At 64.6% G+C, this 23,951-nt stretch carries 23 protein-coding genes; 14 read left to right on the top strand and 9 right to left on the bottom strand.

The features are described from left to right. Positions 1-132 precede the first annotated feature (132 nt). On the top strand, positions 133-1,398 hold the full coding sequence (locus CH283_RS05110) for an acyl-CoA dehydrogenase family protein (RefSeq protein WP_094639078.1): 1,266 nt from the start codon (positions 133-135) through the stop codon (positions 1,396-1,398). An 81-nt stretch (positions 1,399-1,479) separates the two neighbouring features. Here CH283_RS05110 and mftM read toward each other — a convergent pair whose 3' ends face one another. From mftM to CH283_RS05135, 5 genes are all read right to left on the bottom strand, one after another. Beyond that, the gene (mftM, locus tag CH283_RS05115; protein WP_094639079.1) at positions 1,480-2,307 is read right to left on the bottom strand and encodes a mycofactocin oligosaccharide methyltransferase MftM; all 828 of its coding nucleotides are present in this window, start codon (positions 2,305-2,307) and stop codon (positions 1,480-1,482) included. 205 nt (positions 2,308-2,512) lie between these two features. Further along, complete coding sequence (locus tag CH283_RS05120; protein WP_094639080.1) at positions 2,513-3,886, bottom strand: aromatic ring-hydroxylating oxygenase subunit alpha; 1,374 nt, start codon at positions 3,884-3,886, stop codon at positions 2,513-2,515. Next, positions 3,883-4,188 carry a hypothetical protein gene (locus CH283_RS05125; RefSeq protein WP_052047385.1) on the bottom strand — a complete coding sequence of 102 codons (306 nt, stop codon included), beginning with the start codon at positions 4,186-4,188 and terminating at the stop codon, positions 3,883-3,885. The genes CH283_RS05120 and CH283_RS05125 overlap by 4 nt, the downstream gene beginning before the upstream one ends. Positions 4,189-4,295: 107 nt before the next feature. Next, positions 4,296-5,030 carry a ThuA domain-containing protein gene (locus CH283_RS05130; RefSeq protein ID WP_094639081.1) on the bottom strand — a complete coding sequence of 245 codons (735 nt, stop codon included), beginning with the start codon at positions 5,028-5,030 and terminating at the stop codon, positions 4,296-4,298. A gap of 74 nt (positions 5,031-5,104) precedes the next feature. After that, positions 5,105-5,824 (bottom strand): TetR/AcrR family transcriptional regulator, encoded by a 720-nt coding sequence (locus CH283_RS05135; protein WP_255183089.1) that lies wholly within the window; start codon positions 5,822-5,824, stop codon positions 5,105-5,107. A gap of 49 nt (positions 5,825-5,873) precedes the next feature. Here CH283_RS05135 and CH283_RS05140 point away from each other — a divergent pair, with 49 nt between their 5' ends. From CH283_RS05140 to CH283_RS05160, 5 genes are all read left to right on the top strand, one after another. After that, complete coding sequence (locus CH283_RS05140) at positions 5,874-6,515, top strand: TetR/AcrR family transcriptional regulator (RefSeq protein WP_255183090.1); 642 nt, start codon at positions 5,874-5,876, stop codon at positions 6,513-6,515. A gap of 71 nt (positions 6,516-6,586) precedes the next feature. Next, on the top strand, positions 6,587-7,285 hold the full coding sequence (locus CH283_RS05145) for a histidine phosphatase family protein (RefSeq protein ID WP_094639084.1): 699 nt from the start codon (positions 6,587-6,589) through the stop codon (positions 7,283-7,285). Between the two features lie 39 nt (positions 7,286-7,324). Beyond that, on the top strand, positions 7,325-8,086 hold the full coding sequence (locus tag CH283_RS05150; RefSeq protein WP_068051590.1) for an SDR family NAD(P)-dependent oxidoreductase: 762 nt from the start codon (positions 7,325-7,327) through the stop codon (positions 8,084-8,086). 7 nt (positions 8,087-8,093) lie between these two features. Continuing rightward, positions 8,094-9,494, top strand: coding sequence for a dihydrolipoyl dehydrogenase (gene lpdA / locus CH283_RS05155; protein WP_094639085.1), 1,401 nt, complete (start codon positions 8,094-8,096; stop codon positions 9,492-9,494). 16 nt (positions 9,495-9,510) lie between these two features. After that, positions 9,511-10,308 carry a ThuA domain-containing protein gene (locus CH283_RS05160; protein WP_094639086.1) on the top strand — a complete coding sequence of 266 codons (798 nt, stop codon included), beginning with the start codon at positions 9,511-9,513 and terminating at the stop codon, positions 10,306-10,308. Here the strand turns inward: CH283_RS05160 and CH283_RS05165 are convergent. Both CH283_RS05165 and CH283_RS05170 read right to left on the bottom strand, forming a co-directional pair. After that, positions 10,301-11,095: a maleylpyruvate isomerase family mycothiol-dependent enzyme gene (locus tag CH283_RS05165; protein ID WP_068051583.1), complete on the bottom strand. Its 795-nt coding sequence runs from the start codon at positions 11,093-11,095 to the stop codon at positions 10,301-10,303. The two genes, CH283_RS05160 and CH283_RS05165, sit on opposite strands and share 8 nt — an antisense overlap. A 37-nt stretch (positions 11,096-11,132) precedes the next feature. After that, the gene (locus CH283_RS05170) at positions 11,133-11,909 is read right to left on the bottom strand and encodes an SDR family NAD(P)-dependent oxidoreductase (protein ID WP_094639087.1); all 777 of its coding nucleotides are present in this window, start codon (positions 11,907-11,909) and stop codon (positions 11,133-11,135) included. 159 nt (positions 11,910-12,068) lie between these two features. Here CH283_RS05170 and CH283_RS05175 point away from each other — a divergent pair, with 159 nt between their 5' ends. Next, on the top strand, positions 12,069-13,793 hold the full coding sequence (locus CH283_RS05175; RefSeq protein ID WP_094639088.1) for a PEP-utilizing enzyme: 1,725 nt from the start codon (positions 12,069-12,071) through the stop codon (positions 13,791-13,793). Next, on the top strand, positions 13,790-14,803 hold the full coding sequence (locus CH283_RS05180; RefSeq protein WP_255183091.1) for an NADP-dependent oxidoreductase: 1,014 nt from the start codon (positions 13,790-13,792) through the stop codon (positions 14,801-14,803). Before CH283_RS05175 ends, CH283_RS05180 begins: the two co-directional genes overlap by 4 nt. Before the next feature lie 38 nt (positions 14,804-14,841). Here CH283_RS05180 and CH283_RS05185 read toward each other — a convergent pair whose 3' ends face one another. Continuing rightward, positions 14,842-16,389, bottom strand: coding sequence for an AMP-binding protein (locus tag CH283_RS05185; protein WP_094639089.1), 1,548 nt, complete (start codon positions 16,387-16,389; stop codon positions 14,842-14,844). 130 nt (positions 16,390-16,519) lie between these two features. Here CH283_RS05185 and CH283_RS05190 point away from each other — a divergent pair, with 130 nt between their 5' ends. From CH283_RS05190 to CH283_RS05215, 6 genes are read left to right on the top strand one after another with little or no spacing between them, the layout of a single operon-like run. Continuing rightward, positions 16,520-17,548: a thiamine pyrophosphate-dependent dehydrogenase E1 component subunit alpha gene (locus CH283_RS05190; protein ID WP_303396120.1), complete on the top strand. Its 1,029-nt coding sequence runs from the start codon at positions 16,520-16,522 to the stop codon at positions 17,546-17,548. Positions 17,549-17,567: 19 nt separating this feature from the next. Next, positions 17,568-18,602 (top strand): alpha-ketoacid dehydrogenase subunit beta, encoded by a 1,035-nt coding sequence (locus tag CH283_RS05195; protein WP_094639091.1) that lies wholly within the window; start codon positions 17,568-17,570, stop codon positions 18,600-18,602. 2 nt (positions 18,603-18,604) lie between these two features. Beyond that, positions 18,605-20,041, top strand: coding sequence for a 2-oxo acid dehydrogenase subunit E2 (locus CH283_RS05200; protein WP_094639092.1), 1,437 nt, complete (start codon positions 18,605-18,607; stop codon positions 20,039-20,041). A 14-nt stretch (positions 20,042-20,055) separates the two neighbouring features. Beyond that, positions 20,056-20,442: a Zn-ribbon domain-containing OB-fold protein gene (locus tag CH283_RS05205; protein ID WP_094639093.1), complete on the top strand. Its 387-nt coding sequence runs from the start codon at positions 20,056-20,058 to the stop codon at positions 20,440-20,442. Then, positions 20,439-21,593 carry a thiolase family protein gene (locus CH283_RS05210; protein WP_094639094.1) on the top strand — a complete coding sequence of 385 codons (1,155 nt, stop codon included), beginning with the start codon at positions 20,439-20,441 and terminating at the stop codon, positions 21,591-21,593. The genes CH283_RS05205 and CH283_RS05210 overlap by 4 nt, the downstream gene beginning before the upstream one ends. A 13-nt stretch (positions 21,594-21,606) precedes the next feature. After that, complete coding sequence (locus tag CH283_RS05215; RefSeq protein ID WP_094639095.1) at positions 21,607-22,857, top strand: acyl-CoA dehydrogenase family protein; 1,251 nt, start codon at positions 21,607-21,609, stop codon at positions 22,855-22,857. A 17-nt stretch (positions 22,858-22,874) separates the two neighbouring features. Here CH283_RS05215 and CH283_RS05220 read toward each other — a convergent pair whose 3' ends face one another. Then, positions 22,875-23,945 carry an acyl-CoA dehydrogenase family protein gene (locus CH283_RS05220; RefSeq protein ID WP_094639096.1) on the bottom strand — a complete coding sequence of 357 codons (1,071 nt, stop codon included), beginning with the start codon at positions 23,943-23,945 and terminating at the stop codon, positions 22,875-22,877. Positions 23,946-23,951 lie beyond the last annotated feature (6 nt).

Raw genomic sequence — 23,951 nt, forward strand, 5'->3', positions numbered from 1 at the left:
GAACGGTACCGATGACGGCGCAGTCCGGTACAAGACCGGGATGCGTCGGGCCGTGAAACATGGGGGGTAGGGCAGCGTCGCCCGATTCCGTTCTTCACCCCCCCCACCAGGACAGACATCGAGGAGTCTCACATGACCCTGAGTTTCGAGCTCAGCCCCGAGCAGATGGCAGTGCGCATGCAGGCGCGGCAAGTGGCGGACGACATTCTGAGCGAAGTAGCGCCCGCTATTTCCTCCATACCGCGCCCCGAGGATCGCTTCTACGCGTTGCACCCGGTCTACAAGCAGCTGGCCGGTCTCGGATTCGTCAAGGGACTGGTCCCCGATCAATACGGCGGCGCGTACTTCGACAATCTCACCTTCGCGCTCGCGGCCGAGGAACTCGCTCGGGTCGACATCAACACTCCGACGGCATTGCTGGGCACGGGATTGGGACTCAACCCGATCATCAACTTCGGTACCGAGGAGCAGAAGAACCGCTGGCTCCCGTTGTTCTGCGACGGCGAACCCAGATTGGCTGCGATCGCCTACACGGAAGTCACCGGCGGGGCCAATTACGACTCGGAAGACCCTACCGTCGGAATTCGGACCTTCGCGCGTCGCGAGGGCGACGAGTGGGTCATCAACGGTGCCAAGCACTACACCACCAATGCCTCGGGCTGGGACGGTCAGGGTGCCGACCTGATCAGTGTGGTCTGCCGTACCGATCCTGCACTGCCGCCGTCGGAGTCGCTCGCCGTCATCGTCGTGGAGAAGGGAACGCCCGGGGTGGAGATCACCGACATGATCGACACCATCGGACATCGTGCCACCAATTCGCCGCGGGTGGAATTCCACGACGTGCGGGTGCCGGTCGGCAACATCGTCGGCAAGCCGGGCGACGGGTTGGATATCGTTGCCACTGCCTTCTCCTGGACCTGCTCGTCCATCGCTGCCGCGTGCGTGGGCAGGATGCGAGCTGCATTCGACTACTCTTTGCACTTCGCCAAGACCGACCACCGCTCCGGTCCGGTACCCGTCATCGAGTATCAGAATGCCGGATACATGTTGGTGGACATCAAGACTCGCATCGAGGCGGTCCGCTGTTTCGCGTGGAAGGCTGCGGACCATTTCGACCGTACCGGCGGACGCGATCGCGAATTGGCCAACGAGGCAAAAATTTTCGCGTCAGAGACGGCCGTGCAGGTCGTGTACGACGCCATGCGTCTCGTCGGTGTCGATGCGTACACGAACCTGACACCGATCGCGGCGATCATGGAAGACGTCCTGTGCTTCCCGGTCTACGACGGCGGCAACATGGGGGTCCGACGGCGCAACGTCCACAATCTGCTCAGGGCAGACGGATTCGATTCACTCGCTGCAGCGGAGAATCGACTGTCGGTACCCGAGTACGCCTAGGTCGACGGAGGCAGTGGTGTCAGGATCCATTGCGATCCTGACACCACGTCGGCGTTGCGATGTGGTACCCCCAGCGGCCTGTCAGACCAGTTGGGGGGTCGAGGTCTTGTCGATCACGAGCCACCCACCGTGGTGCTCGAAGGTCCGAAATACGCGGCCCGACGACCGACCGAGCTCGACCAGTGATGCCTCGTCGAATGTGCGGACGTGTCCGTGGCAGGCGGTGGTCTCGGCCTCGAAGGGCACGGCAACAACGACACGGGTGCGCGCGATGCGTAGCGCTTCTTCCACTATGCGGGAGCCGGTCTCGGCGTCGACGTGCTCGAGGAGATGCAGTGCAGTCACGGTGTCGGCACTGCCGTCGGCAACGGGAACATTGGCGGCGTCGCACACCACGGTGTCGAGCGTGATCCCGAGGTGTGGGGCCACGGTGGCGAGCAACCGCATGGTTCCGGCCGACAGGTCCGTCGCAGTCACCGAGTGGCCTTCAATCGCCAGCCGCAGTGGAAAGAAGCCGAAGCACGAACCCAGGTCGAGCACCGACCCGACGATCAGGTTCTCCGCCTGTTCGTGGACAGGCGCGAAATCGGCGGTGCCCGAGAGCAGCTCGTCCAACGAATTGCGGTAATAGGTGGCCCATGCGTCGACCGGATCGGCGACCGTGGTGCGGACTATCCCGACCAACACCAACTCGAACTCGCGCTGCGAAAGACCTACATGGCGGGCCTGTGCGGTGACCATCGGAACCAGGCGCTCACCGATACCTGCAGACGTCAGGCCGTGGCAGACCTGCACGGTCGACCCTGTTCGGACCGCGTCGAACCCAAGCCCGGGGAGGTGCCGAACCACCACGTTCTCGTGAGCCCAGACTCCATCCGGGCTCGGTGCGAGTGCATCCAACTCGGTCATCGAAAGCCATTCTGTTCGTCGGCCTCTCGGCGAAGCCGTCCCTTCGCACACCGTCGAGCGTTCCACACGACGGTGTGCGAAGGGACCGATCCAGGGAAGATCGGGCCGTTCGGAGGACGTGGACCCCACGCGCCGGACGGGCCACTGCCTACCCGGAAGGTCAGTTCGTGCAGATGGCCGGCAGGTTCCCGACGTCGCGCCGGTCTCAGTCCACTTCCTCGCCGATCCACTGTGCCAGCAGATGGTGGATGTGCCGGATCTTGACTTCCTGGTATCGAGCCAGCGGGAGCGTCTTCGACTGCGCCGACTGCAAGCCCTTCTGCACCTTGGGCATGTTGTACGCGTCCTGGTCGAACACCCGCGCCGAACTGCCGAGCACCGTTGCTTCCAACCACGACTGCTCCGGTCGCAGCCACTGGGTCTTGGCAGGCTTGGGCCGTTCGCCCTTGAACGGTGCCAGTAGGTACACGTCCATGATCGAGGTCTCGTGGTCGTCACCGTTGGGTCGGAATCGGTAGACGATGCGTTGGTACGCGCCCCATGGATGAAAGTTGGGGAACACGGTGTAGTAGATGCTGTCCAGTGATTCCGCGTCGGACATGTTGTCCGCCTTGACATCACCGATGATCTCGCGCAGACCCTCGCGGGCCAGCATGCCGGACATCTCCCGCGCGGTCACACCCTCGGGGAGCGTCACCATCGGGTCCTCGTCGATGCGCGCATCGATCATCGAGTCGAACATCTCCTGCTCGGTCGGGACGAAGTTGATGTGCGGGCTCGGTACTCCGTTCGCCGTGATGCCGCGGTTGAAGTTGCCCCAGCTGTCGTACTGACTGTTGGAGTCGCCGGTCCCCACGACCCGCTGCGGGTGAGTGGTGATCACGTGGAAGGCCTCGGAGAATGCCTCCTGCGCAATCTTCCAGTTCGCCTGGATGACCTGAGCGACGTGCGCTTGGATGAATCGGTCTTCCAGAGGCCACGCCTCGAAGTGCTTTCCGAGATCGCCGAGGAAGCTGTCCAGTGATTCGGACTCGGGATCCATGTTGACGAACACGAAGCCACCCCAGGTGTCCACCTTGACCTGTGGCAGGTCCATCTTCGACTTGTCGACCTGAGGAAAGTCCCAGGCACAGGTCATCGACTTGAGCGAGCCGTCGAAGTTCCAGGCGAAACCGTGAAAGGGACAACGTATTTCGTTGCCGGCCGGACCGTCCTCTTCGCGGAGGGTACGGCCACGGTGCAGGCACGAGTTGTAGAACGCACGGATGCCCATGTCCTTACCGCGGACGAGCAGGATCGACTTTTCGCAGATGTCGTACACGAGCGTGTCACCCGGCTCGGGGATCTCTTCCTCGCGGCACGCCATCTGCCATACCTTGTACCAGACCCGGTCTCGTTCGAGTTCGTGGTACTTGCGGCTGATGTAGCGCGATACCGGCACGAAGTTCTGGTCGGCGTATTGCTCGTGAGATTCCTCGCGCAGGATGTCCGGGACCGGGTGCGTATCGGTCTCGAGCAGTCGCTGATATCCCGTCCCGTTCTCGACGGGTGTTTCGGCGCGCTCATCGATGTCGGTCACAGCTTGCCTCCCTGTTCCAGCGTGATGGCGAGGGCGTCCTGCGCCTGTTTGTCGGCCTGCATCTTCTCGAGCAGTTTCGCGGCGCCCATGAAGCGCCGGTTCTGGGTGATGGGGACGGGAGCGCGAGGACCGAGACCCACCCATCGGGCCAGCTCGGGATCGACCGCCTTCACCTCGCCGTGGAGGTAGCGACCTTCCGGATCGAACGTGCCGGTCTTGCCGTCGCGAGTGGTGACCAGGACGTTGAAGTCGTCGTCGAACTCGTAGATCGCGTGGCTCATCGGATGCTTGATCTGTCGCATCGCAATCTCCTTGATGATCAGTTGCGGTGTTACTTAATGTTCTATCCATAAACTGTAACAGTGAACGGTGACGATGAGCACACTTTTCTTTACTGCTACTCCAATAACTATCGCTGAGCGGCCCAGAGAAGTGCTGCCCCCACGAGCCGGCGGTAGACAGGGTTCGACAGGGTGGGTGCCGCGTCGCCCGGTTGCAGGTATGCGAGTCGGCTACGACCGTTCGTCTTCGTCCACCCGACCAGCGACGAACCGGGCGCGTGGTGCCACCCCGTGCGATCGTCTCGCCTGCCCGCCATCGCAGAGGCAGTGGAGAAGTGAACGGCGTCGGTCATCTCGGCATCGGTTCGCAGCAGCGGAGTCACGTCGTCCTCGAAGACTTCGCACAGGTAGGTCTCGTCGATCAGGTCGAACGACTCGGGAATCCCTGCGGCGATCGGGTGGTCGTGGTCGACGACCGAGATGCGCTGCGGAACCGCGTGTCGATAGCCCGAATCGGGGCGCTCGACACCACGCACCACGCCCGGTCGATACAGGTAGCGGCCGCCGACGAATTCCGACCACTCGTCCCAGGCTGCCCATGATGCGATGGCATGGTGAAGAACGACATACCCATGTCCGGACTCCGGAGCCGCCCTCACCTTCTCGCGTAGGGAATCGGGGGGCGCGGACGGCTGGGGCAACGTGCCCGGCATGTCGTAGTGCAGCGAGACGTCGAATGCTGTGGTTCCGGGATCCGTGTCGGGGTGCTCGAACCAAGTGACCTCGCCCGGCATGGACTCCAGAAATTCGGCGAACGCGTCACGATCGAAGGAGTGTCCACCGGAAAAAGCCGCGATACGCATGAGGGACGTCCGTTCAGAGTTTCGACTGTTGTTCCAGTCAAGTTACTCGACAGTGGTGGCTGCCCGTCGGAGCTTCAGCGACCCTCGATCATTTTCGCGCACACATCGGTGGTGGCCGACCGGAGACGCGACACCGCGATGTTGGACAAGGGCCCGCCCTCGATCCGCAGGGGCTGGATGGCGATGGTCGTTGCGATCATCGTGCGTGCTCGCAGCGATCGCGCCGCGTGCTGCGCCGCGGCCGATCGCTTGTTCGCCGGTATCTCGGCGTCGGGGAAGTAGTCGAAGGCGCGGCGGACGTGCCTGTCCTCGTATTCCTTCGTCAGTAGACGCGTGCCCGGCGTGGCACCACCGGCCACCTGCAGGAACAGCATCCGAGCCGCATTGGGATGTTCTGCGGTCCAGTCCCACACGGCGTCGACGACATCCTTGAACGCAGCAGCATCGGCCTCGGTGTCGTCCGGTCGAACCGCCTGGGCTGCGGCGGTACTGGCGTCCATCGCGTATCCGAGTGCTGTATCGAACAGCTCTTCCTTGCTGGCGAAGTGGTAGTAGACCGCAGTCGGGACCATGCCTGCTGCTTCGGCGATCTCCTGAATCGACGTCTCCGCGAATCCTTTGCGAGAGAAGACACGCACCGCTGCCTGGACGATGAGGTGGCGGCGAGAGGGTCGGTGGGCAGACCCTTTGAGGGATTCGTTGTCCGGCTCGGACGCGACGGGAGAATCGACGGCAGTCTCGAGCTGGGAACTCTCGTCGACTTTCGACGTCGAGCTGCTGGTTCGTCTCGGCACAGCGTCCTCCTCGGCACCCGGGTCACTGCATGGTGCCATGATCTACGTCATGGCAGCAAAGGCAATGAAGCCGAAATCGACGGTGACGGCCCCGGCGGACAAGGGTGCCAAGCGCGCGGCGCACCGGCCGTCGCGGCGCGAAGTAGTGGTCGACGCCGCCATGCATCTGTATTCGGTCAGGTCCATCGAGGACGTCACCGTGGCCGATATCGCCGCTGAGGCCCAGATGACGTCGGCGGCCGTCTACTACCACTACCCGTCCAAGGACGAGGTTCTGCTCGCCGGGTTGCGTTTGTTCGCAGATGGTCTCCTCGACGAACTTCGCGCAGAGATCGCGGCCGATCCGGACGCTGCTCTGGGTGACATCATTTCGTCGTTGCTCGAGTGGACGGATCAGCACCGCGCTGCCGCATTGGTGTACTTCACCCGATCGCCCGGCTGGAGTCTGTCCATCGAAACCCTGCGAAGAGAAGTGCGTTCGGTGATGTTGGCGCTGTTCTCGGCCGAACTGCGCACTCGAAGCGGCATAGCGTCCAAAGCGAAGCAGGGTGCCGCAGCTGTTGCGTTGACGACCCTGCTCGAAGTGGCGGCCTCGTCGTGGCTCACCGAGGACGCGGTTCTGGCCGACCTCGGCCGACGTCGGTTCTCCGAGGAGGTTCGCGAGCTCGCGGCCGACATCTCCAGCGTCTGACGGGGGATCTCGCGGTACCGATTTCGCGAAGTATCTTTAGAGCGACGACAGTTTGTGGTTGACTTGCTTCCATGCCGCGCGCCAGGTCCATCGATCTCGACAATCCCTTTGCCCCGTTGACCGGGCTCTGTGAACTGATCCTGGTTCGGCATGGTGAGCAGATACTCAGCAAAGAACTGAGCGCGAAAGAGACCGTCGACCCACCCCTGTCCGAACTCGGTGAGCGCCAAGCGGAGGCGGTTGCGAACCGACTCGCGCGCACACGGGTGGATGCGGTCTACAGTTCCCCGTTGCGTCGCGCACTGCGTACCGGCACTCGCATCGCGGGTGAGCACGGGTTGGAGCCCGTCGTCCGCGAGGAACTCTCCGAATACGAACCGTGGCAGAAGTTTCCGGCCGACCAGTCTCCCTTCGAGGTGCTCCCGCACGAAGAGGTCGCGGCGATGTTCCGTGATCACATTCGTACGCGTCGCTACGGTGCGTTCACCTACGCCGAGGACGGCGCAGAGTTTCGGGCGCGTGTACTCCGGCAGATCTCGTCGATCGTCGACGCGCATCTGGGCCAGCGAGTGGTGATCAGCTGCCACGGCGGTGTCATCAACGCCGTGCTCGCCGACGCATTGGGCAGTGCATTCGACATGCCGGTTCGAGTCCACCACACCTCGCTGAGCGTGGTGCGCGGTGCCGATACGCGTCGCGCGGTGCAATCGGTGAACGATTTCACTCATGTGCTCGACTTCCAGACGCACGTCGGAGCCATGAATCTTTAAGTCCTGCAGTCGAATCAAATTACAGTCAAGGAGTCTCACATGGATCTCGACCTTCGTGGAAAACGTGCAATCATCAGTGGCGCGAGCCGCGGCATCGGCCTGTCGATCGCCCGCACACTCCTGGCGGAGGGAGCCTCCGTCGGAGTGTGCGCCCGCGGCGAGGAGCACCTGAACGAGGTTGCCGGAGAACTGTCCGCTTTGGGCACGGTCTTCCACAAAGCGGTCGACGTGGGCGACGCCGCCGCGGTTGCATCGTTCGTCGAGGATGCAGCCGGTGCCCTCGGCGGAATCGACATCGTCGTGGTCAACGCTTCTGCCGCAACAGGCAAGGGTGCTCAGGCATGGCAGAACAGCTTCGACGTCGACCTGATGAGCCTGGTGAACTTCATCGAAGCGGCCAAGCCACACCTCGAGAAGTCCGACGCCGCGTCGGTGGTCACGATCAGCACGACGTCCGCGCTCGAGGCCGGACCGATCAGCACGGCCAACAGCTACGGTGCACTCAAGGCCGCTGTCCTGCAACATTCGTCGGCTCAGGCCCGCGCACTGGGACCTGCCGGCATTCGAGTGAACGCGGTGTCACCTGGCCCCGTCTTCTTCGAGGGCGGTGCCTGGGACACGATCAAGACGAGTCGTCCGGCACTGTACGAGGCCGCTCTCGACGCGGCTTCGCTCGGTAAACTGGCTGCGGCGCAGGACGTTGCGAACGCCGTGACCTTCCTCTCCTCGCCGGCCGCCGGGCACATCACCGGTATCAACATGGTGGTCGACGGCGGATTCACCAACCGCTTCGATTTCTGAGCGCGGCATGGCACAGAAGCTGACGGGCAGCGCCGACGTCGTGATTCTCGGCGGTGGTTCGGGCGGGTACGCCTGCGCGTTGCGGGCCGCGCAGCTCGGCCTGTCGGTCGTCATGATCGAGGCAGGCAGCCTCGGCGGCACGTGCCTGCACACCGGGTGCATCCCCACCAAGGCGCTGCTGCACGCGGCCGAGATCGCCGATTCGGTCCGGGAGGCATCGACTTTCGGGATCGAGGCAACCCTCGGCGGCGTCGACATGACTGCTGTGAACAAGTACAAGGACGAGGTGGTTGCCGGCCTGTACCGAGGACTGCAGGGGTTGGTGGCGTCCCGTGAGATCGAGCTCGTCGCCGGTCGCGGCCGCGTCGTGGACGATCGCACCGTGGAGGTGGAACTCGCCGACGGCGGAATCGGCACGTACCGAGGTGAAGCCCTGGTGCTGGCCACCGGCTCGCAACCGAAGTCGTTGCCGGGCCTGAACATCGGCGGTTCGGTGATGACCAGCGATCGTGCGCTGGAACTGGATCACGTTCCGGACAGTGTCGTGGTGCTGGGCGGTGGCGTGATCGGATGCGAGTTCGCCAGCGTCTGGACTTCGCTCGGTGCGCACGTCACCATCGTCGAGGCCGCGGCAACGCTGCTTCCTACGGAGGATCCGTGGACGACCAAGCAGATCGAACGAGCCTTCCGTAAACGAGGTATCACTCTACGTACGAAGACTGCGTTCAGCGGAGTCACCGAACGACCGGGCGGCGGCGTGCACGTCGATCTCGACGACGGATCGCAGCTCGAAGCGGACCTGATGCTCGTGGCTGTCGGGCGCGGGTCGCGTACTGCCGACATGGGGTTCGAGGAGTCGGGAGTCGAGCTCGACCGGGGGTTCGTCGTTACCGACGAATGGCTGCAGACGACGGTTCCCGGGGTCTTCGCGGTCGGCGATATCGTGGCCGGTCCGCAACTGGCACACCGCGGTTTCTCTCAGGGCATGCTGGTGGCCGAGCAGTTGGCAGGTTTGGACTGCACACCCGTCGAGGACACCGGAATTCCGCGGGTCACCTACTCGAACCCGGAGGTTGCGTCGGTGGGATTGACCGAGAGCGAAGCCGCGAAGCAGTTCGGCGAGGTCACAACGGTGGTCTACGACCTCGCCGGTAACGGCAAGAGTCGGATTCTGCGCACGTCCGGTGGGGTCAAGCTCGTCCAGGCGGGACCGGAGGGCCGCGTGGTGGGAATTCACTTGGTGGGCGAGCGTGTCGGTGAACTGATCGGGGAGGCGCAGCTCATCTACAACTGGCAAGCGACCGCAGGGGACGTCGCCCAGCACGTACACGCTCATCCGACCCAGGCAGAAGCTCTGGGGGAGGCGCACCTCGCGTTGGCGGGGAAAGCGCTGCACGCGCACAGCTGACGAACAAGGAGAAGCGATGCCTGGACCGGCAGGCCGGCTCGATGCCGTTCTCGTGTGCGGAGGGCAGTGGCACGACTTCGATTACGCACGCCTGCAACTGTTGTCGTCCCTGGCCGAGTACGAGCACGTCCGTACCAGAGTGTTCGAGGACTACGACTGCATCGAGGCGCTGGCTACGGCCGATCTCCTTGTCACTTACACCTGCAATCGAGTTCCCGACGACGCGCAGCAAGATGCTCTGGCCCAGTTCGTCTCTCGTGGTGGCCGCTGGCTCGCCTTGCACGGCACGAACTCGGCGATCGACAGGACTGCGCCCGGTTCGTCGAGAAAGTACGTGACGCCACGAACTCTGGGCACGATTGCGCCCGTGCTGGGAAGCCAGTTTCTCGGACATCCTCCGATTGCGCCGTACACGGTCGAGATAACCGATCCGGCGCACCCGCTCGTGGCCGGAATCGATTCGTTCGAGGTGACCGACGAGCTCTACGTCAGCGAGCTGCATCCGCCGATCCAGATCCTGGCGCACACTCGATTCGTCGGTGAGTCAACGGGTTTCGAGGAAGGGCACACCGCCGACGACGAACCGCGTCCGGTGCTCTACCTCAAGGATCATGGCCGGGGGACCGTGTGTTACTTCACGCTCGGCCATTGCCGAGGACGATTCGATGTGCAGGATCTCGGCATCGACGATCTGGGCCGGGTGGACCGGGGGAGCTGGACGGTACCTCAGTTCCTCACCGTGTTCGAGCGCTGCCTGTCGTGGGCTGTCACCGGAAACGGTGCGACGGCCCACGACCGACCGGTGCTCAGATGATGTCGACGGTGTCGAGGACCTTCTCGGCGTAGGCTGCGTCGCCCTCGATCGAAACATGCGCTCGCCAGGGACTTCGGGTGGTGCCCCACAGCACGAAATCTGTTGCCGACGAGCGAACCACGGTGTCGGCGCCCGTGATACCTGATTCGACCGTCAGAAGTTCGGAACCGGGCCGGAGGGTCCATTCGCCGCCGCCTGCACCGGTGAGGTGCACGCCGAGCGGCTGGTCGAGGACGCTGCTGACCGGGGTACACATCTGCGGTAGGCCGGTCCACATCCAGTCGACGGCGGTGCGGACCAGGTCGTCTTCCGGATCGGGAGTATCGCGTGTCACCGGACCGTCGGGTCCGAGCAGGTCGACGTAGAGGTGGCACCACATGTCGAACGCGAAGGCATCCGAAAGCTGATGGGTGCGATAGGTTCCCAGATCTGTCAGTGTCATCGGCGTCGATGCGAGCTCGCTGCTCTGCATCGCTTCGAGTACTCCGAGTGCTCCGGCCGCGTTGGACAGGAATTCGTCGGCAACCTGCGCGCTCGACCAGTCTCGTCGGGCATCGACCAGTAGGTTCTGCGCCTGTTCCGCGGTAGTCGGCACGGGAGCCGACGGGTCGTGAGGCGGCGGGTCCACCATGACCCTGAAATTGGATCCCGTATGCGCGACCAGGTCTTTGACGGACCACCCGGCGCAGCGACTGGGAGCCGACCACTCCTCCGCGGTGAGCCCTCTGATCACCACCGAATAGCGTTCGGCGAGTTCGCGACTGGCAGACAATCCGGCTGTGCTCATGCATGACTCCGTCGTTGTTGCACCGCTGGGGTGATCATCAGTAGGACGCAGTTCCGCCGTCGACGCTGAGGATGGCTCCGGTGATTCCGGCACCGGCGTCCGAGGCGAGCAGCATGGCCATCGCCGATACTTCTTCGATCGTGTTGGGCCGCTTGATGGCCGACTCCTCGGCGAACAGTGCGACCATCTCGTCGAACGACATTCCCATCGCCGCGGCGGTGCCGGGACCGTTGTTCTTGATGATGTCGGTGATGACGAGTCCGGGACAGATCGAGTTGACGGTGATGCCCTGGGTGCCGACCTCGCGGGCGATCGACTTGGTCATGCCGTTGATGGCGTGCTTGGCCGCGACGTATGCCGTGAACACGGGCTTGCCGTGCTTGCCTTCGACGGACGAGATGTTGATGATCCGGCCGTACTGGTTGGGCAGCATGTGCTTGAGTGCTCGACGGGTGGCCCAGAAATTGGAATTCAGGTTCCAGTTCATCACCAGTGTCCACTCCTCGTCGCTGAGATCGACGGTGGGCTGCAGGTCTTTTGCGCCACCGGCGTTGTTCACCAGAACGTCGATTCGACCGAAGGTGGCGACCGTCTGCTCGATGAAGTTCTCTACGTCCGCCTGAACGGTGACGTCTCCCGCGAAGAATGCAGCGCGATCTCCGACACCGAACTCGGCGAGGGCCTTGTCACCCTTCTCGGCCGACCGGCCGTTGAGTGAGACCTTCGCGCCCTCGGTCAAAGCGGCCTCCGCGATGCCGCGACCGATGCCTTGGGTGCCGCCGGTGACGGCAACAACTTTGTCTTGCAGTTTCATCGAAGTTCTCCTCGGAAATGTCGGACAAGATCTCGAACAAGTAACTTGTCATCGTCTACAGTCTTGCATGTAGAGTGGCGGAAGTCACAGCAATGTGCAGGACGAATCAAAAAACTATCCATCGAGACGTCGACGGTGACGTCAGAGACGAGAAGCGACATGTCCGAACAGCGTTGGTTGGTCGATACCGAGCCCAGCACCCGTCTCCCCGTGTACACCCGCTTGAACGCGAGTGACGTGCTGTCGGACCCGATCACGCCGCTCGGGGCGGATCTGGGTTGGATTCAGAACATCCTGCCGGGATGGAACTTCGGCTATGCCAGCTTCGGTAGCTACTCGTTGGCCGAGTCGCCCGATCCGACGGCGTCGGCAGCCATCTTCTACGGACATCTCTATGTGAACATGTCGATGTCGCGTCTGACCGGCATTCGGGGCGGACTTCCCGTCGAGTTGGTCGATCAGCTCTGGTACGGCGGAGACCCCGATATCCCTCCCTACGTGGCGCACCCGGACGACGAGAACTCGGACGCGAGCCGCCGACTGGAAGCCCGAAATGCCTGGGCTCTCTCGACCGAGAATTTCCCCGAATTGGAGGAGGATCGAACGCTTGCCGATCGCCTCCGGAGCGAACGGCCGGATCTGTCGGTGCTGACCCCGGCTGCCCTCGTCGCGCGAGCACGCTCGGTGATGCCCCTGGAGAGAGTGGCCTGGCGCGGCGAGGTCGTCGCCACCAACTGCTCCGCGGTGGGCCCCGCCGTACTCGGTCAGTTGCTCGGTGCCGAGCATCAGGACCTCATCGTGACCCTCGTGGGTTCCGCCGGCGATGTCGATTCGGCGCTGCCATCGTATGCACTGTGGGATCTGGGCCGACTGGTGCGGGCGAACGACACGCTGATGGCCGCCTTCGACGAGGGTGTCCACGGTGTCGGTGCGCGCGTGCACGGGATCGACTCCGAATTCGACACACGGTTCCAGCAGTTCCTGCTCGACTTCGGTTACCGCGGACCCAACGAATGGGATCTGGGATCGGTGTCGTGGGAGACCCGCCCCGAACTTGTACTCGGTCTGATCGACCGACTTCGGCTGCAGGACGATACGGCCTCACCGCATGCGCGGCTGGCCGACCATGCGTCGGCCACCGACAAGGCGCTGAAGGAAGCCGCGGACATCGTCGGCGACAATGCCGAGGGGCAAGCAACTCTCACCGCTGCACTTGCGTCGGCTCGTCGTTTCGCCGCGTGGCGAGAGCGGGCGAAGACCAACTGCATCAAGGTCTTGCACGAAGCGCGGGTTCCGCTCGTCGAGCTCGGACACCGACTGTTCTCGGAGGGTCTTCTCGAATCGGCCGACCACGTGTTCATGGCTGTCGACGCCGAACTCGACGTACTGGCGAGTGCGCCAGAGTCGATCGCACCGACACTTGCACAACGCCACAGCGACTGGAAGGAACTGTTCGGGCTCGAGCTGCCCACGTTCCTCGACGGACGCGAGGCGTTTCCGCCGTTGTCCTCCCTAGGCCGCAAAGGCCAGTCGGCCGTCGAGCCCGTACGGGTGGGCGATGTGCTGCAGGGTTCGGGCGCGTCACCGGGAGTCACCCAGGGCCGCACCAGGGTGATCACCTCGATGGCGGCACTCGACGAGTTCGAGGTCGGTGAAATTCTCGTTGCGCCACAGACGGATCCGTCGTGGACTCCGTTGTTCATGGTCTCGGGTGGCGCAATCACCGACGTCGGGGCGATGGGTTCCCACGCGATGATCGTCAGCCGCGAACTCGGCATCGCCTGCGCCGCAGGAGTTCCAGCGGCAACTCGCCGCATTCCCAACGGAGCGCTCGTGGAGATCGACGGGTCCAAGGGCACGGTCACCATTCTGGAGCTGCCGTGAGTGCCGGTGTAGTGACCGCGACGCGGGCAGTCTTTCTCGCCGAACGACCCTCGGGCGAACCAGAAGTTCGGCACTTCGACGTTCGCGAGTTGCCACTACGCGAACGCACTGCGGATCAGCTTCTCGTCCGCAACATCTTCATGAGCGTCGACCCGTCGACTCGGGGCCGCCTGGGGACGTCGAACATGCAGTACACCACCAATATCGAGGTGGGTTCTCCGCTCGACGGCTCGGCGCTGGGGGTGGTGCTCGAGGGCACCGACGACGTGCCCGCGGGTTCCTACGTTCGGCATCGACTCGGCTGGCGTGAACACGCGGTGCTCGACACCGCAGCGGCCACGGTGATCGACCCACGCGGTATCGACCTGCACCACTGGCTCGGAATACTCGGCCAAACCGGATTCACGGCGTACTGCGGACTGCAGCGCGCGGGTGAGATCCGAACGGGAGACACGGTGTTCGTCTCCGCAGCGGCAGGCGCAGTGGGCAGCGCTGCGGGTCAGTTCGCGAGACTGCTCGGTGCGACGCGGGTCATCGGTAGTGCCGGGGGACCGGACAAGGCGGCATTGCTGCGTGATCGGTTCGGGTTCGATGTGGGAATCGACTATCGCGCCCGCCCTGTCGGTGCCGCGCTGCGTGCCGCGGCACCGGACGGCATCGACCTCTACTTCGACAACGTCGGCGGCGACCACCTCGTGGCTGCACTGTCTGCGCTTCGTCAGCAAGGCCGCGTCGCCCTGTGCGGAATGATCTCGAACGGTGGTCCGGACAGTCCACCTCTGGACCGTCTGATCGAGGTGATCCTGAAACGGATCACCATGAGAGGCTTCATCGTCCGTGATCACGAGGATCTCAGGAGCGAGTTCGAGGATTGCGTCGCCGGCTGGCTCGCTGCCGGCGAGATCGTGGCCGAGTCCACGATCCACGAGGGCCTCGACAACGCGGCAAGCGCATTCGTGTCCATGCTCGGCGGCGGAAACGTCGGCAAGATGCTGGTCCGGGTGTCCTGACCCGCGTCGTCCCGACGGACCCGACATCTACCCGACGTCTATCCGGCGATGGTCCGGTCGGTGTCCCAATACGGCGCTCGCAGTGCCTTCTTGTCGAGCTTGCCCATGACGTTGCGCGTCAGCTCGTCGACGATCACGTAGCGCTTGGGGCATTTGTACGATGCCATCGACGCCTTGGCGAACCTTTCGAGTTCGGTGATATCGAGTGGTGTATTCGGTTCCGGGACAATCAGAGCCAGCAGGGCTTCACCGAAGTCGGCATCCGGTACTCCGATGACTGCGACCTCCGCCACGGCAGGGTGTGCGGCCAGAACTCGTTCGCTTTCGGCGGGGTAGAGGTTCACGCCTCCCGACACCACCATGTCGGCGACTCTGTCGGTGATGAAGACGAACCCGTTCTCGTCCACGTAGCCGACATCGCCCGGCGTTGCCACACCCGGCAAAATGTAAGCGGCTGCGGTCTTCTCGGGATCAGCGTGATACACCACACTGCGTTCCGGCGGCGTTCGGAAGCCCAGCACCCCGACCTGCCCGCGGTCGAGTTCGGTTCCGTCGGCGTCGACCACGACAGCCTCGAAGGGCGGTACTGCCCGCCCGACCGATCCCGGGTGCGTGAGCCAGTCCGGCGAGGCGATCTTGCACACCGTCCCGATTTCGCTGCCGCCGTAGGACTCCACCAGAACCGGACCGAACCAGTCGATCATCGATCGCTTGACGTCCGGCGGGCACGCCGAGCCGGTATGCGCGACGTACTCGAGACTGGAAACGTCGTACATCGAGCGAATGTGGGTATCGAGTCCGAGCAGCCGCTGGAAGTGCGTCGGAACCATCAACGTGGACGTGACGCGGTGGCGGTCGATCGAATCCAGCGTTCTCTCGGCGTCGAAACGTCCCAGCACCACCACGGGGTTGCCGGAGAGCAGATGCCGAACGGCGGTCAACGGCCCGTTGTGCTGAAGTGGTCCCACGACCAGGTGAACCCCGTCCGGGTAACCCGACCGCGCGGCCACCGCGTCGGCGAATTCTGCAGCGCTCTGGCCCGTGGCCGGTAACCAACGCACCTGGGTGCCTCGGGCACGGCCGGTGGTGCCGGATGTGTAGACCAGAGGCGGACGTGCGGGGCGCTGGGTCGGAGGTGTGGATGCAGACGCAGCTCGTTGCGGCGCGACGGCCACCGACCAGGCCACCGTGTCGACGCCACCGTCGCAGCCGTGCGCAATCACTTCGCGTAGGCCCGCGGTGGCCGCTGCGGCGCGGGCCGAGGCAAGGCCGGCCGGACCGGTCACCACCGCGACGGTTCCGGAGTCGAGGAACTGCTCCGACATCTCGTTCGGTGTCAGCTGACGGGAGATCGCGACGGTACCGACCCCCCGCGCGATGGCCGCCACGTGCGTGAGCAGGGTCGGAGCGCAGTTCTCGCCGATGACGGCGATGCGATCGTCCGAATCGGGGGCGATCTCGAGAAGGAGCTCGCCGAGCGCCTCGAGGGCGCTGAGCAGGTCGGACCACGTCATCGAGGTGGTGTCGTCCGTCAATGCCCGGCCTGATGGCTCGACTCGTGCTCGATCTCTGATTCGGTCGAGCATGGGATCGATCCTCCAAAGGTGTGACGCGGCGGGCTGAAGTAACTTTATAGTGATTCTACTTACATTGCGCTAGTGTGGGGCCCATACTGGTGAAGACGTAAACAAAGTCTGCAGAGAAGAGGTGTACGTGGTGACTTCGACCGCGACCGACCCGACCCGCGAGGCCGTAGAGCCCGTGGGGTCGAACGATCCGACGCCGAGCAGGGAGGTTCTGCTCGATCTGCACCGCAGGATGGTGCGCATCAGGCAGTTCGAGACCGAGGCCGGCCGGTTGATGGAGGGCGGTCGGATGCCGGGCTTTCTGCATCTCTACGTCGGCCAGGAGGCGGTCGCAGCCGGCACGATGTCCAATCTCAGGGACACCGACCAGATCACCTCGACCCACCGCGGACACGGTCATGCCGTCGCCAAGGGTGCCGAATTCAAGCCGATGTTCGCCGAGTTGTTCGGCCGCGTCGACGGTTACTGCAAGGGCCGCGGCGGCTCCATGCACATCAACGACCTGTCGATCGGCATGCTCGGTGCCAATGGCATTGTCGGAGGCGGTATTCCGATCGCCGTAGGTGCTGCGTTCGCGGCCAAGTACCGCGAGGAGGATTCGGTGGCGGTCCCCTTCTTCGGCGACGGAGCGAGCAACATCGGGGCGTTCCACGAGGCGGCCAACATCGCCGGGATACTCGGGTTGCCGGTGGTCTTCGTCTGCGAAAACAACGGATACGCCGAGTTCACGGCACTCCGTGACCACATGAAGCTGGAGAATGTGGCCGATCGCGCTGCGGCCTACGGTTTTCCGAGCGAGATCTGCGATGGAATGGACGCGATCGCCGTGCGGGCCGCAGTCGGTCGCGCGGTCGAGCGAGCGCGAAACGGTGGCGGTCCGACCCTGGTGGAAGCCAAGACGTATCGGTACTACGACCATCAGGGTGTGAAGGGTCTGCGCAAGACGTACCGCACCGCGGAGGAGGTCGAGGCCTGGAAGGAGCGCGATGCCATCAAGTTGCTCGAAGCGCGGGCGGTGACCGAGAGGCTCGTCACCGAAGCCGAATTCGCGACCGTCTGGGCCGAGGTCGACGCCGACATCGCAGAATCCGTGAGTTTCGCCGAGGCCAGTCCGTATCCGGATCTGGCCGACTTCGCCCTCAACGTCTACAGCGACTGAAGATCTGAAAAGGCTGAGAATGTCTACTGCAACGGAATCACCCAACGCAACCGCGACGGCACCGGCCGCTGCGGGCAGAGTCATCACCTACGTCAAGGCCTACAACGAGGCCGTCGCCCAGGTCATGCACGAAGACGAGAACGTCTTCGTCGCCGGCGAGGACGTCGCGGCCTACGGCGGCGTCTTCCACATGTACGACGGGCTGCTCGCCGAGTTCGGATCGCGCCGCATGGTCGACACTCCGATCGCCGAGATGGGTCTGATCGGACTCGGCGTCGGGGCGGCCGCACGTGGTCTACGCCCCATCATCGACATCATGTTCATGGACTTCCTGGCCGTCGCGCTCGATCAGGTGGTCAACCAGGCCGCCAAGATGAAATTCATGTACGGCGGCGAGGTCAAGGTCCCCATGGTCATCGCAGTCGCATACGGAGCCGGAGTCAGTGCGGGCGCACAGCATTCACAGAGCCTCGAGGCCTGGTTGGCTCATACGCCCGGCCTCAAGGTGGTCATGCCGTCGAACGCGTACGACGCCAAGGGACTGATGGTTTCGGCGGTACGTGACGACAACCCCGTCGTGTTCATGCTCAACAAGGTCCTTCTCGGTGCCCGCGCCGAGGTTCCAGAGGACGTCTACGCAATCCCGCTCGGCGAGGCGTCCGTCCCGCGAGAAGGCGAGGACGTGACCATCGTGGCGTTCGGCCGCATGGTCTCCGAAGCGCTGAAAGCCGCGGACATCCTGGCCGAGTCCGGGGTGTCGGTGGAGGTCGTCGATCCTCGCACGGTCCAGCCGCTGGACACTGCCACCATCGTGAGGTCCGCGTCGAAGACCAACCGCATTCTGGTGGTGCACGAGGCAGTGACTTTCGGCGGAATCGGAGCCGAGGTGGCCGCGCAGATCCAGGAGGAGGCGTTCGACTACCTGGACGCGCCCGTCCTGCGCGTCGGCGCGCCCTTCACGCCTGTGCCGTTCAGCACTCCACTCGAGAAGGCCTACGTTCCCGACGCCGACCGCATCGTCGCGGGTGCACGCCGTCTCCTCGAAAGGAACTGATCGTGGCTCAGCAGATCGTGCTGCCGAAGCTGGGTCTGACGATGCAGGAAGGCGTGATCGGCGAGTGGGTGGCCGAATCCGGCCAGCGCATCGGTCTGGGCGACGTTCTTCTGCGCCTGGAAACGGACAAGGTCGATGTCGATGTCGAGGCAGAGGCCGAGGGAATCCTGGCGACGACCGCGCAGGCCGGTGACGTCTTGCCCGTCGGCGCGGTGATCGGGTGGCTTCTCGGCGACGGGGAAACGGCACCGGGCGTCGACGCGGCGGTCGTGACCGCGGACGAACCGGCCGCCGCCGACGGTGCCACCGCCGCCGTCGAGACCGAGGTGCCCACCCTGGGCAGCGACTCACGAATCAAGTCGTCTCCGAATGCCCGTCGGGTCGCTGCGATGTCCCACATCGATCTTGCCCGTGTACGGGGTTCCGGCCCCGGCGGACGAATCGTGTCCGAGGACGTCGAGGAGTTCCTCGCGGCAGTGCCTGTTCACGAGAAGGTAGCGACACCCGAAGCAGCGCAGGCACAGAAGGCGGTCGGTGCGGACCGCGCGGCCGGACAGTTCGTCGGACCGGTACTCCGTCGTCGAGCAGCCGAGCTCGGAGTGGATCTGAGCCGGCTCGTCGGATCCGGTACCGGAGGGCGAATCATCAAGGGCGACATCGAGGCTGCTGCCGGGCACAGTGTGTCGACTCCAGTTGCCGTGGAACCGGTGGGAGCGGACGCGCCTGCGCGCGAGACCGGCCCGAAAGCCGGCGACGTCATTCCGCTGAAGGGCATGCGAGGCGCTATCGCTCGCAACATGCTGGACAGTCTGCACTCCATGGCGCAGCTGACGCACGGCTACGAAGCGGATGTGACCGCACTGGTGCAGATCAGGGCCGAACTGGGAGCCGAGTCCGCGCGCAGCGGGTCGAAGCCGCCGAGCCTCAACGCGTTCGTGGTCAAGGCCGCAGCGCTGGCGCTGAGGAAGCATCCACTGCTGAACGCGGGAATCGCCGACGACGAGGTGACCCTCTTCGAGGCCATCGACATCGGCGTCGCCGTGTCGGTCGAGGGTGGTCTCGTCGTTCCGGTCGTCCGGGGAGCGGATTCGTTGTCGATCGGCGCAATCGGCGCTCGCACCACGGAATTGGCGACAGCTGCCAGGACGGGGAGGCTGGGATCGTCCGATATGGAGGGTGCGACGTTCTCGGTCAGCACGCTCGGGGCGTACGGAGTCGACTTCTTCACGCCGGTCATCAATCCCGGCAACGTGGCGATCCTCGGAGTCGGCAGAGTGAAGGACGGATTCCGTTGGGAGGGGCACACTCCCGTCAAGACTCAGGTGATGACTCTGAGCTTGACGTTCGATCATCGGGCCGTGGACGGAGCTCCCGCGGCGGAATACCTCCGTACGGTGAGCGAGATCCTGGCGCGTCCGCTGAGCCTGTTGGCGGACTAGGCGAGCGGTAGGAGATGGAATCGACTGCGATCGACGACAGGCTGTTCGTCGAACTCGACCCACCACTGTTGGCCGGGAGTTCTTGTGGCGACTGCGATGTGGTCGTCTTTCCGGCAGCCCATCGGTGCCCGGGGTGTACCGGCGAGTACGTCACGCGCATCGCGCTGCCGAACCGAGGAACGATCTGGACGTGGACCACCCAGGCGTTCGCGCCGAAACCGCCGTACCAGCCGCCGTCGTCGGGATTCGAACCGTTCGTCGTCGGATACGTCGATCTCGGTGCGGTTCTGGTCGAGTCGCGAATAGTCGGTGAGGTCGCGATCGGTGACGAGGTCGAGTTGCGTCTGCTCGACGTCGGTGGGGGCCAGGTCACGTTCGCCTTTGCCAGGGTGGTCTCGTGAGTCCGGCCGACATCTTCGTCGTCGGAGCGGGGATGCATGCCTTCGGGCGGCACGACGGTGTCTCCGGCATGGACATGGGTGAACACGCACTTCGTGCCGCACTGAAAGACGCCGGAATCGGGTGGTTCGATGTCGATGCGGCCGTCGGTGGCAGCAACGTCTCCGGCAAGCCCGACTCGCTGGTGTCTCGGCTCGGGCTGACCGGAATCCCGTTCACGACCGTCAAGAACGGCTGCGCCACAGGGGGAGTCGCGCTGTCGACCGCGGCCGACATGCTCACCGCCGGTCGAGCGGGGATCGTCGCAGTCGTCGGTTTCGACAAGCACCCGCGAGGAGCATTCGCATCCGACCCAGCGGCCTACGGTCTCGACCCCTGGTACGCGCAGACCGGTCTGATGGTCACGACGCAGTACTTCGCCATGAAGACTCGTCGGTACCTCCACCGGTACGGACTCGACGAGTACGCCCTCGCCGCGGTATCCGAGCGGGCCTTCGCCAACGGGGCCGCGCATCCGATGGCATGGCGTCGCACTCCGCTGACCTCTGCGCAGGTTCTGGCGTCCCCGATGATCAACGACCCGCTGACCCAGTACATGTTCTGTTCGCCGGGCGAGGGCGGTGTGGCACTGATTCTCGCTCGGGGTGAGCGGGCACACGACATGTGCGAGCGGCCGATTCGGCTGGCATCCGTCGAAGTCCGAACGAGACGACCGGGATCCTTCGAGGTCTTCTCACCCTGGTTGACCACCGATCCGGTGCACAGCCCGAGTATCGACGCGGCCGCGTCTGCATTCGCCGGAGCGGGTGTGGATCCGGCCGACGTCGATGTGGCGCAGTTGCAGGACACCGATTCCGGGTCCGACTTGATCCACATGGCCGAAACCGGGCTCTGCGAGCACGGTGAGCAAGCACAGTTGCTCGGCTCCGGAGCGACCGACTGGGACGGCGACCTTCCGATCAACACCGATGGTGGATGTCTGGCCGGAGGTGAGCCGATCGGCGCATCCGGATTGCGGCAGGTGCACGAGGTGGTGCGTCAACTGCAGGGTCGAGCGGACGGGCGTCAGGTGCCCGGCGGGCCGACCGTCGGATTCACGCATGTCTACGGGGCACCGGGTCTGTCGGCCTGCACCGTGCTGACGAGCCGATAGCGAAAGGCGAACCATGACAGAGGTTGTCGACACCGTTCCCGAGTTGGCCGATTTCCGGTCGGAGGTCCGCTCGTGGTTGAGCTCTATCCTCCCGCCGCGGCCGACCCCGTCACCGGACGACCGGCCGGACCTGGCCGTCTTTCGCAATCTGTCAGATGACGACGAGTCGGCCTTGCTCGACGCCGTCAGAGAATACCGTCGCAGGCGTTTCGATGCAGGCTACGGCGCGGTGACGTTGTCGGTCGAGCACGGTGGACGCGGGCTTCCCGCGTCGTTCGCATCGGCCATCGCTCAGGCCGAGCGCGAGTTCGATGTTCCGCCCTCGACCGAACTCATCAGTGTCACCACGGGTCTCGTCGGCCCCGCGGTTGCGATGTTCGGGTCCGACGAACAACGTGAGACCTACGCGAATCCCTTGCTGCGCACGGATTTGCTGGCCTGTCAGCTCTTCAGCGAGCCCGGTGCCGGCTCGGATCTGGCGGCTCTGGGATGCCGTGGGGTGCGCGACGGTGACGAGTGGATCTTCAACGGGCAGAAGGTGTGGTCGTCGGGCGCACGGTTCGCAGACCTCGGGATGCTCCTGGCCCGCACCGATCCCGACGTGCCCAAGCACAAGGGAATCACCGCGTTCCTGGTTCCACTCGACCTCGAGGGCGTCGAGATCCGCCCGATTCGGCAGATGAGCGGGGGCGCATCCTTCAACGAGGTGTTCCTGCACAACGTTCGAGTTCCCGACAGCATGCGCCTGGGCGACGTCGGCGCGGGGTGGAAAGTTGCCGGTGCCACTCTGGCCTTCGAGCGCACCGCCTCCGGTTCGGTGACCCGCAAGAAGGGCGGCTCGGTCGCAGAGTTGGTGACTCTCGCACAATCCCTCGGCGTGGCCGGCGATCCGCTGGTGCGTCAGGACATCGCCGACGTGTACATCCGATCCGAACTGCGCGCCGCCACCGCCGACAGGGTAGCGAGGGCCGCTGCGGCAGGGATCTCGCCGGGACCGGCCGCGTCGGTCGGAAAACTGATGGCATCGGACGTGCTGAGCAGGATCGGCGAGATTGCCGCAGACCTGTTGGGAGAGAACATCTCCGCCCGGGTGAACGACGACCTCTTCGCGTGGTCCGAGCACGTGTTGGGTAGCCCGGGTTACCGGCTGGCGGGCGGCACCGATCAGATTCAGCGAACCATCATCGGCGAAAGAGTGCTCGGCTTACCGTCCGAGCCACGGGAGAATCGTGATCGGCCGTGGTCGGGGCGCGACAAGCGCTGATCTACCGGGTGGAGGTCTCACCAGGCGAGGGCGAGGGCCAGACGTTCCCGATGGAACGCGGAACCACCGAAGAGTTGAGCGTCTGCGCGTGCACGTCGGAAGTACAGGTGGCAGTGGTGCTCCCAGGTGAAGCCGATGCCGCCGTGCAGTTGCACCGCCTCGGCCGTCACCGTTCGGTACGCGTCCGAGCACCACGCCTGGGCAACCGAACCGGCTTCGGTGCGGTCTTCGGCTTCGACCGCGCGGGTCACCGCTGACCGACTCGACTCCACCAGCACCAGTAGGTCTGCGAGCGAGTGCTTCACCGCCTGGAAGCTACCTATCTCGCGGCCGAACTGCCGTCGTTCCTTGGCGTACCGGACCGTGGCATCGAGACTGGCCTGGGCACCGCCGAGCTGCTCGGCGGCCAGCACTATGCAGGCGAGGTCGAGGGCCGGAAGTAGTGCGGTCGCAGCGCTGCCGCCAGTCGTGAGACGTCGTGCCGAGGTATCGGTGAGGGTCACAGAGGCCTGAGCGCGGGACAGATCCAGTGTCTCGACGCGGGAGATCGACGCGCCGTCGGCAGACGCCTCGAGGACGAAGACATCGGGGCCGTCGGGAGTTGCGGCCACGGTGACGATCCATCGCGAGCCTGCGGCACCCGGGACGGCTGGCGTGTGCCCGCTCACCGTCCATCCGTGGCTGTTCTCCGAGGCGGTGAACGGCAGGTGGTCGGGCGACCACCACCCGCGCCGGTCGAGCCCGGCGAATGCCGCAGGCTGCCCTTCGGCGATGTCGGACACCACGTCCTCGGCGCTGCCTGCGCCGACGAGCACCTGCACCGCGAACAGGGTCGAGAGGAAGGGGACCGGAAGCAGGGCAGCGCCGAGCTCCTCGGCGACGACGGCCAACTCGTCCAATCCACCTATGCCACCGCAGGATTCGGGTAATCCGAGTGTTGCTGTTCCGATCTGCTCCGCCAGTATCGACCAGGCGCGCGTGTCCCATCCTGGGCCGGCCGGATCGAGTCGACGGCACAGGTCGTGTCCGCCGAGTTCGGTGGCAGCAGCGCGGACGGCAGCTCGAAGGGCGTCGAGTTCGGCGCTCATCGTGTG

Origin of the sequence: Rhodococcus sp. 05-2254-2 (assembly GCF_002259095.1) — a bacterium.
Lineage (GTDB): Bacteria > Actinomycetota > Actinomycetes > Mycobacteriales > Mycobacteriaceae > Rhodococcoides.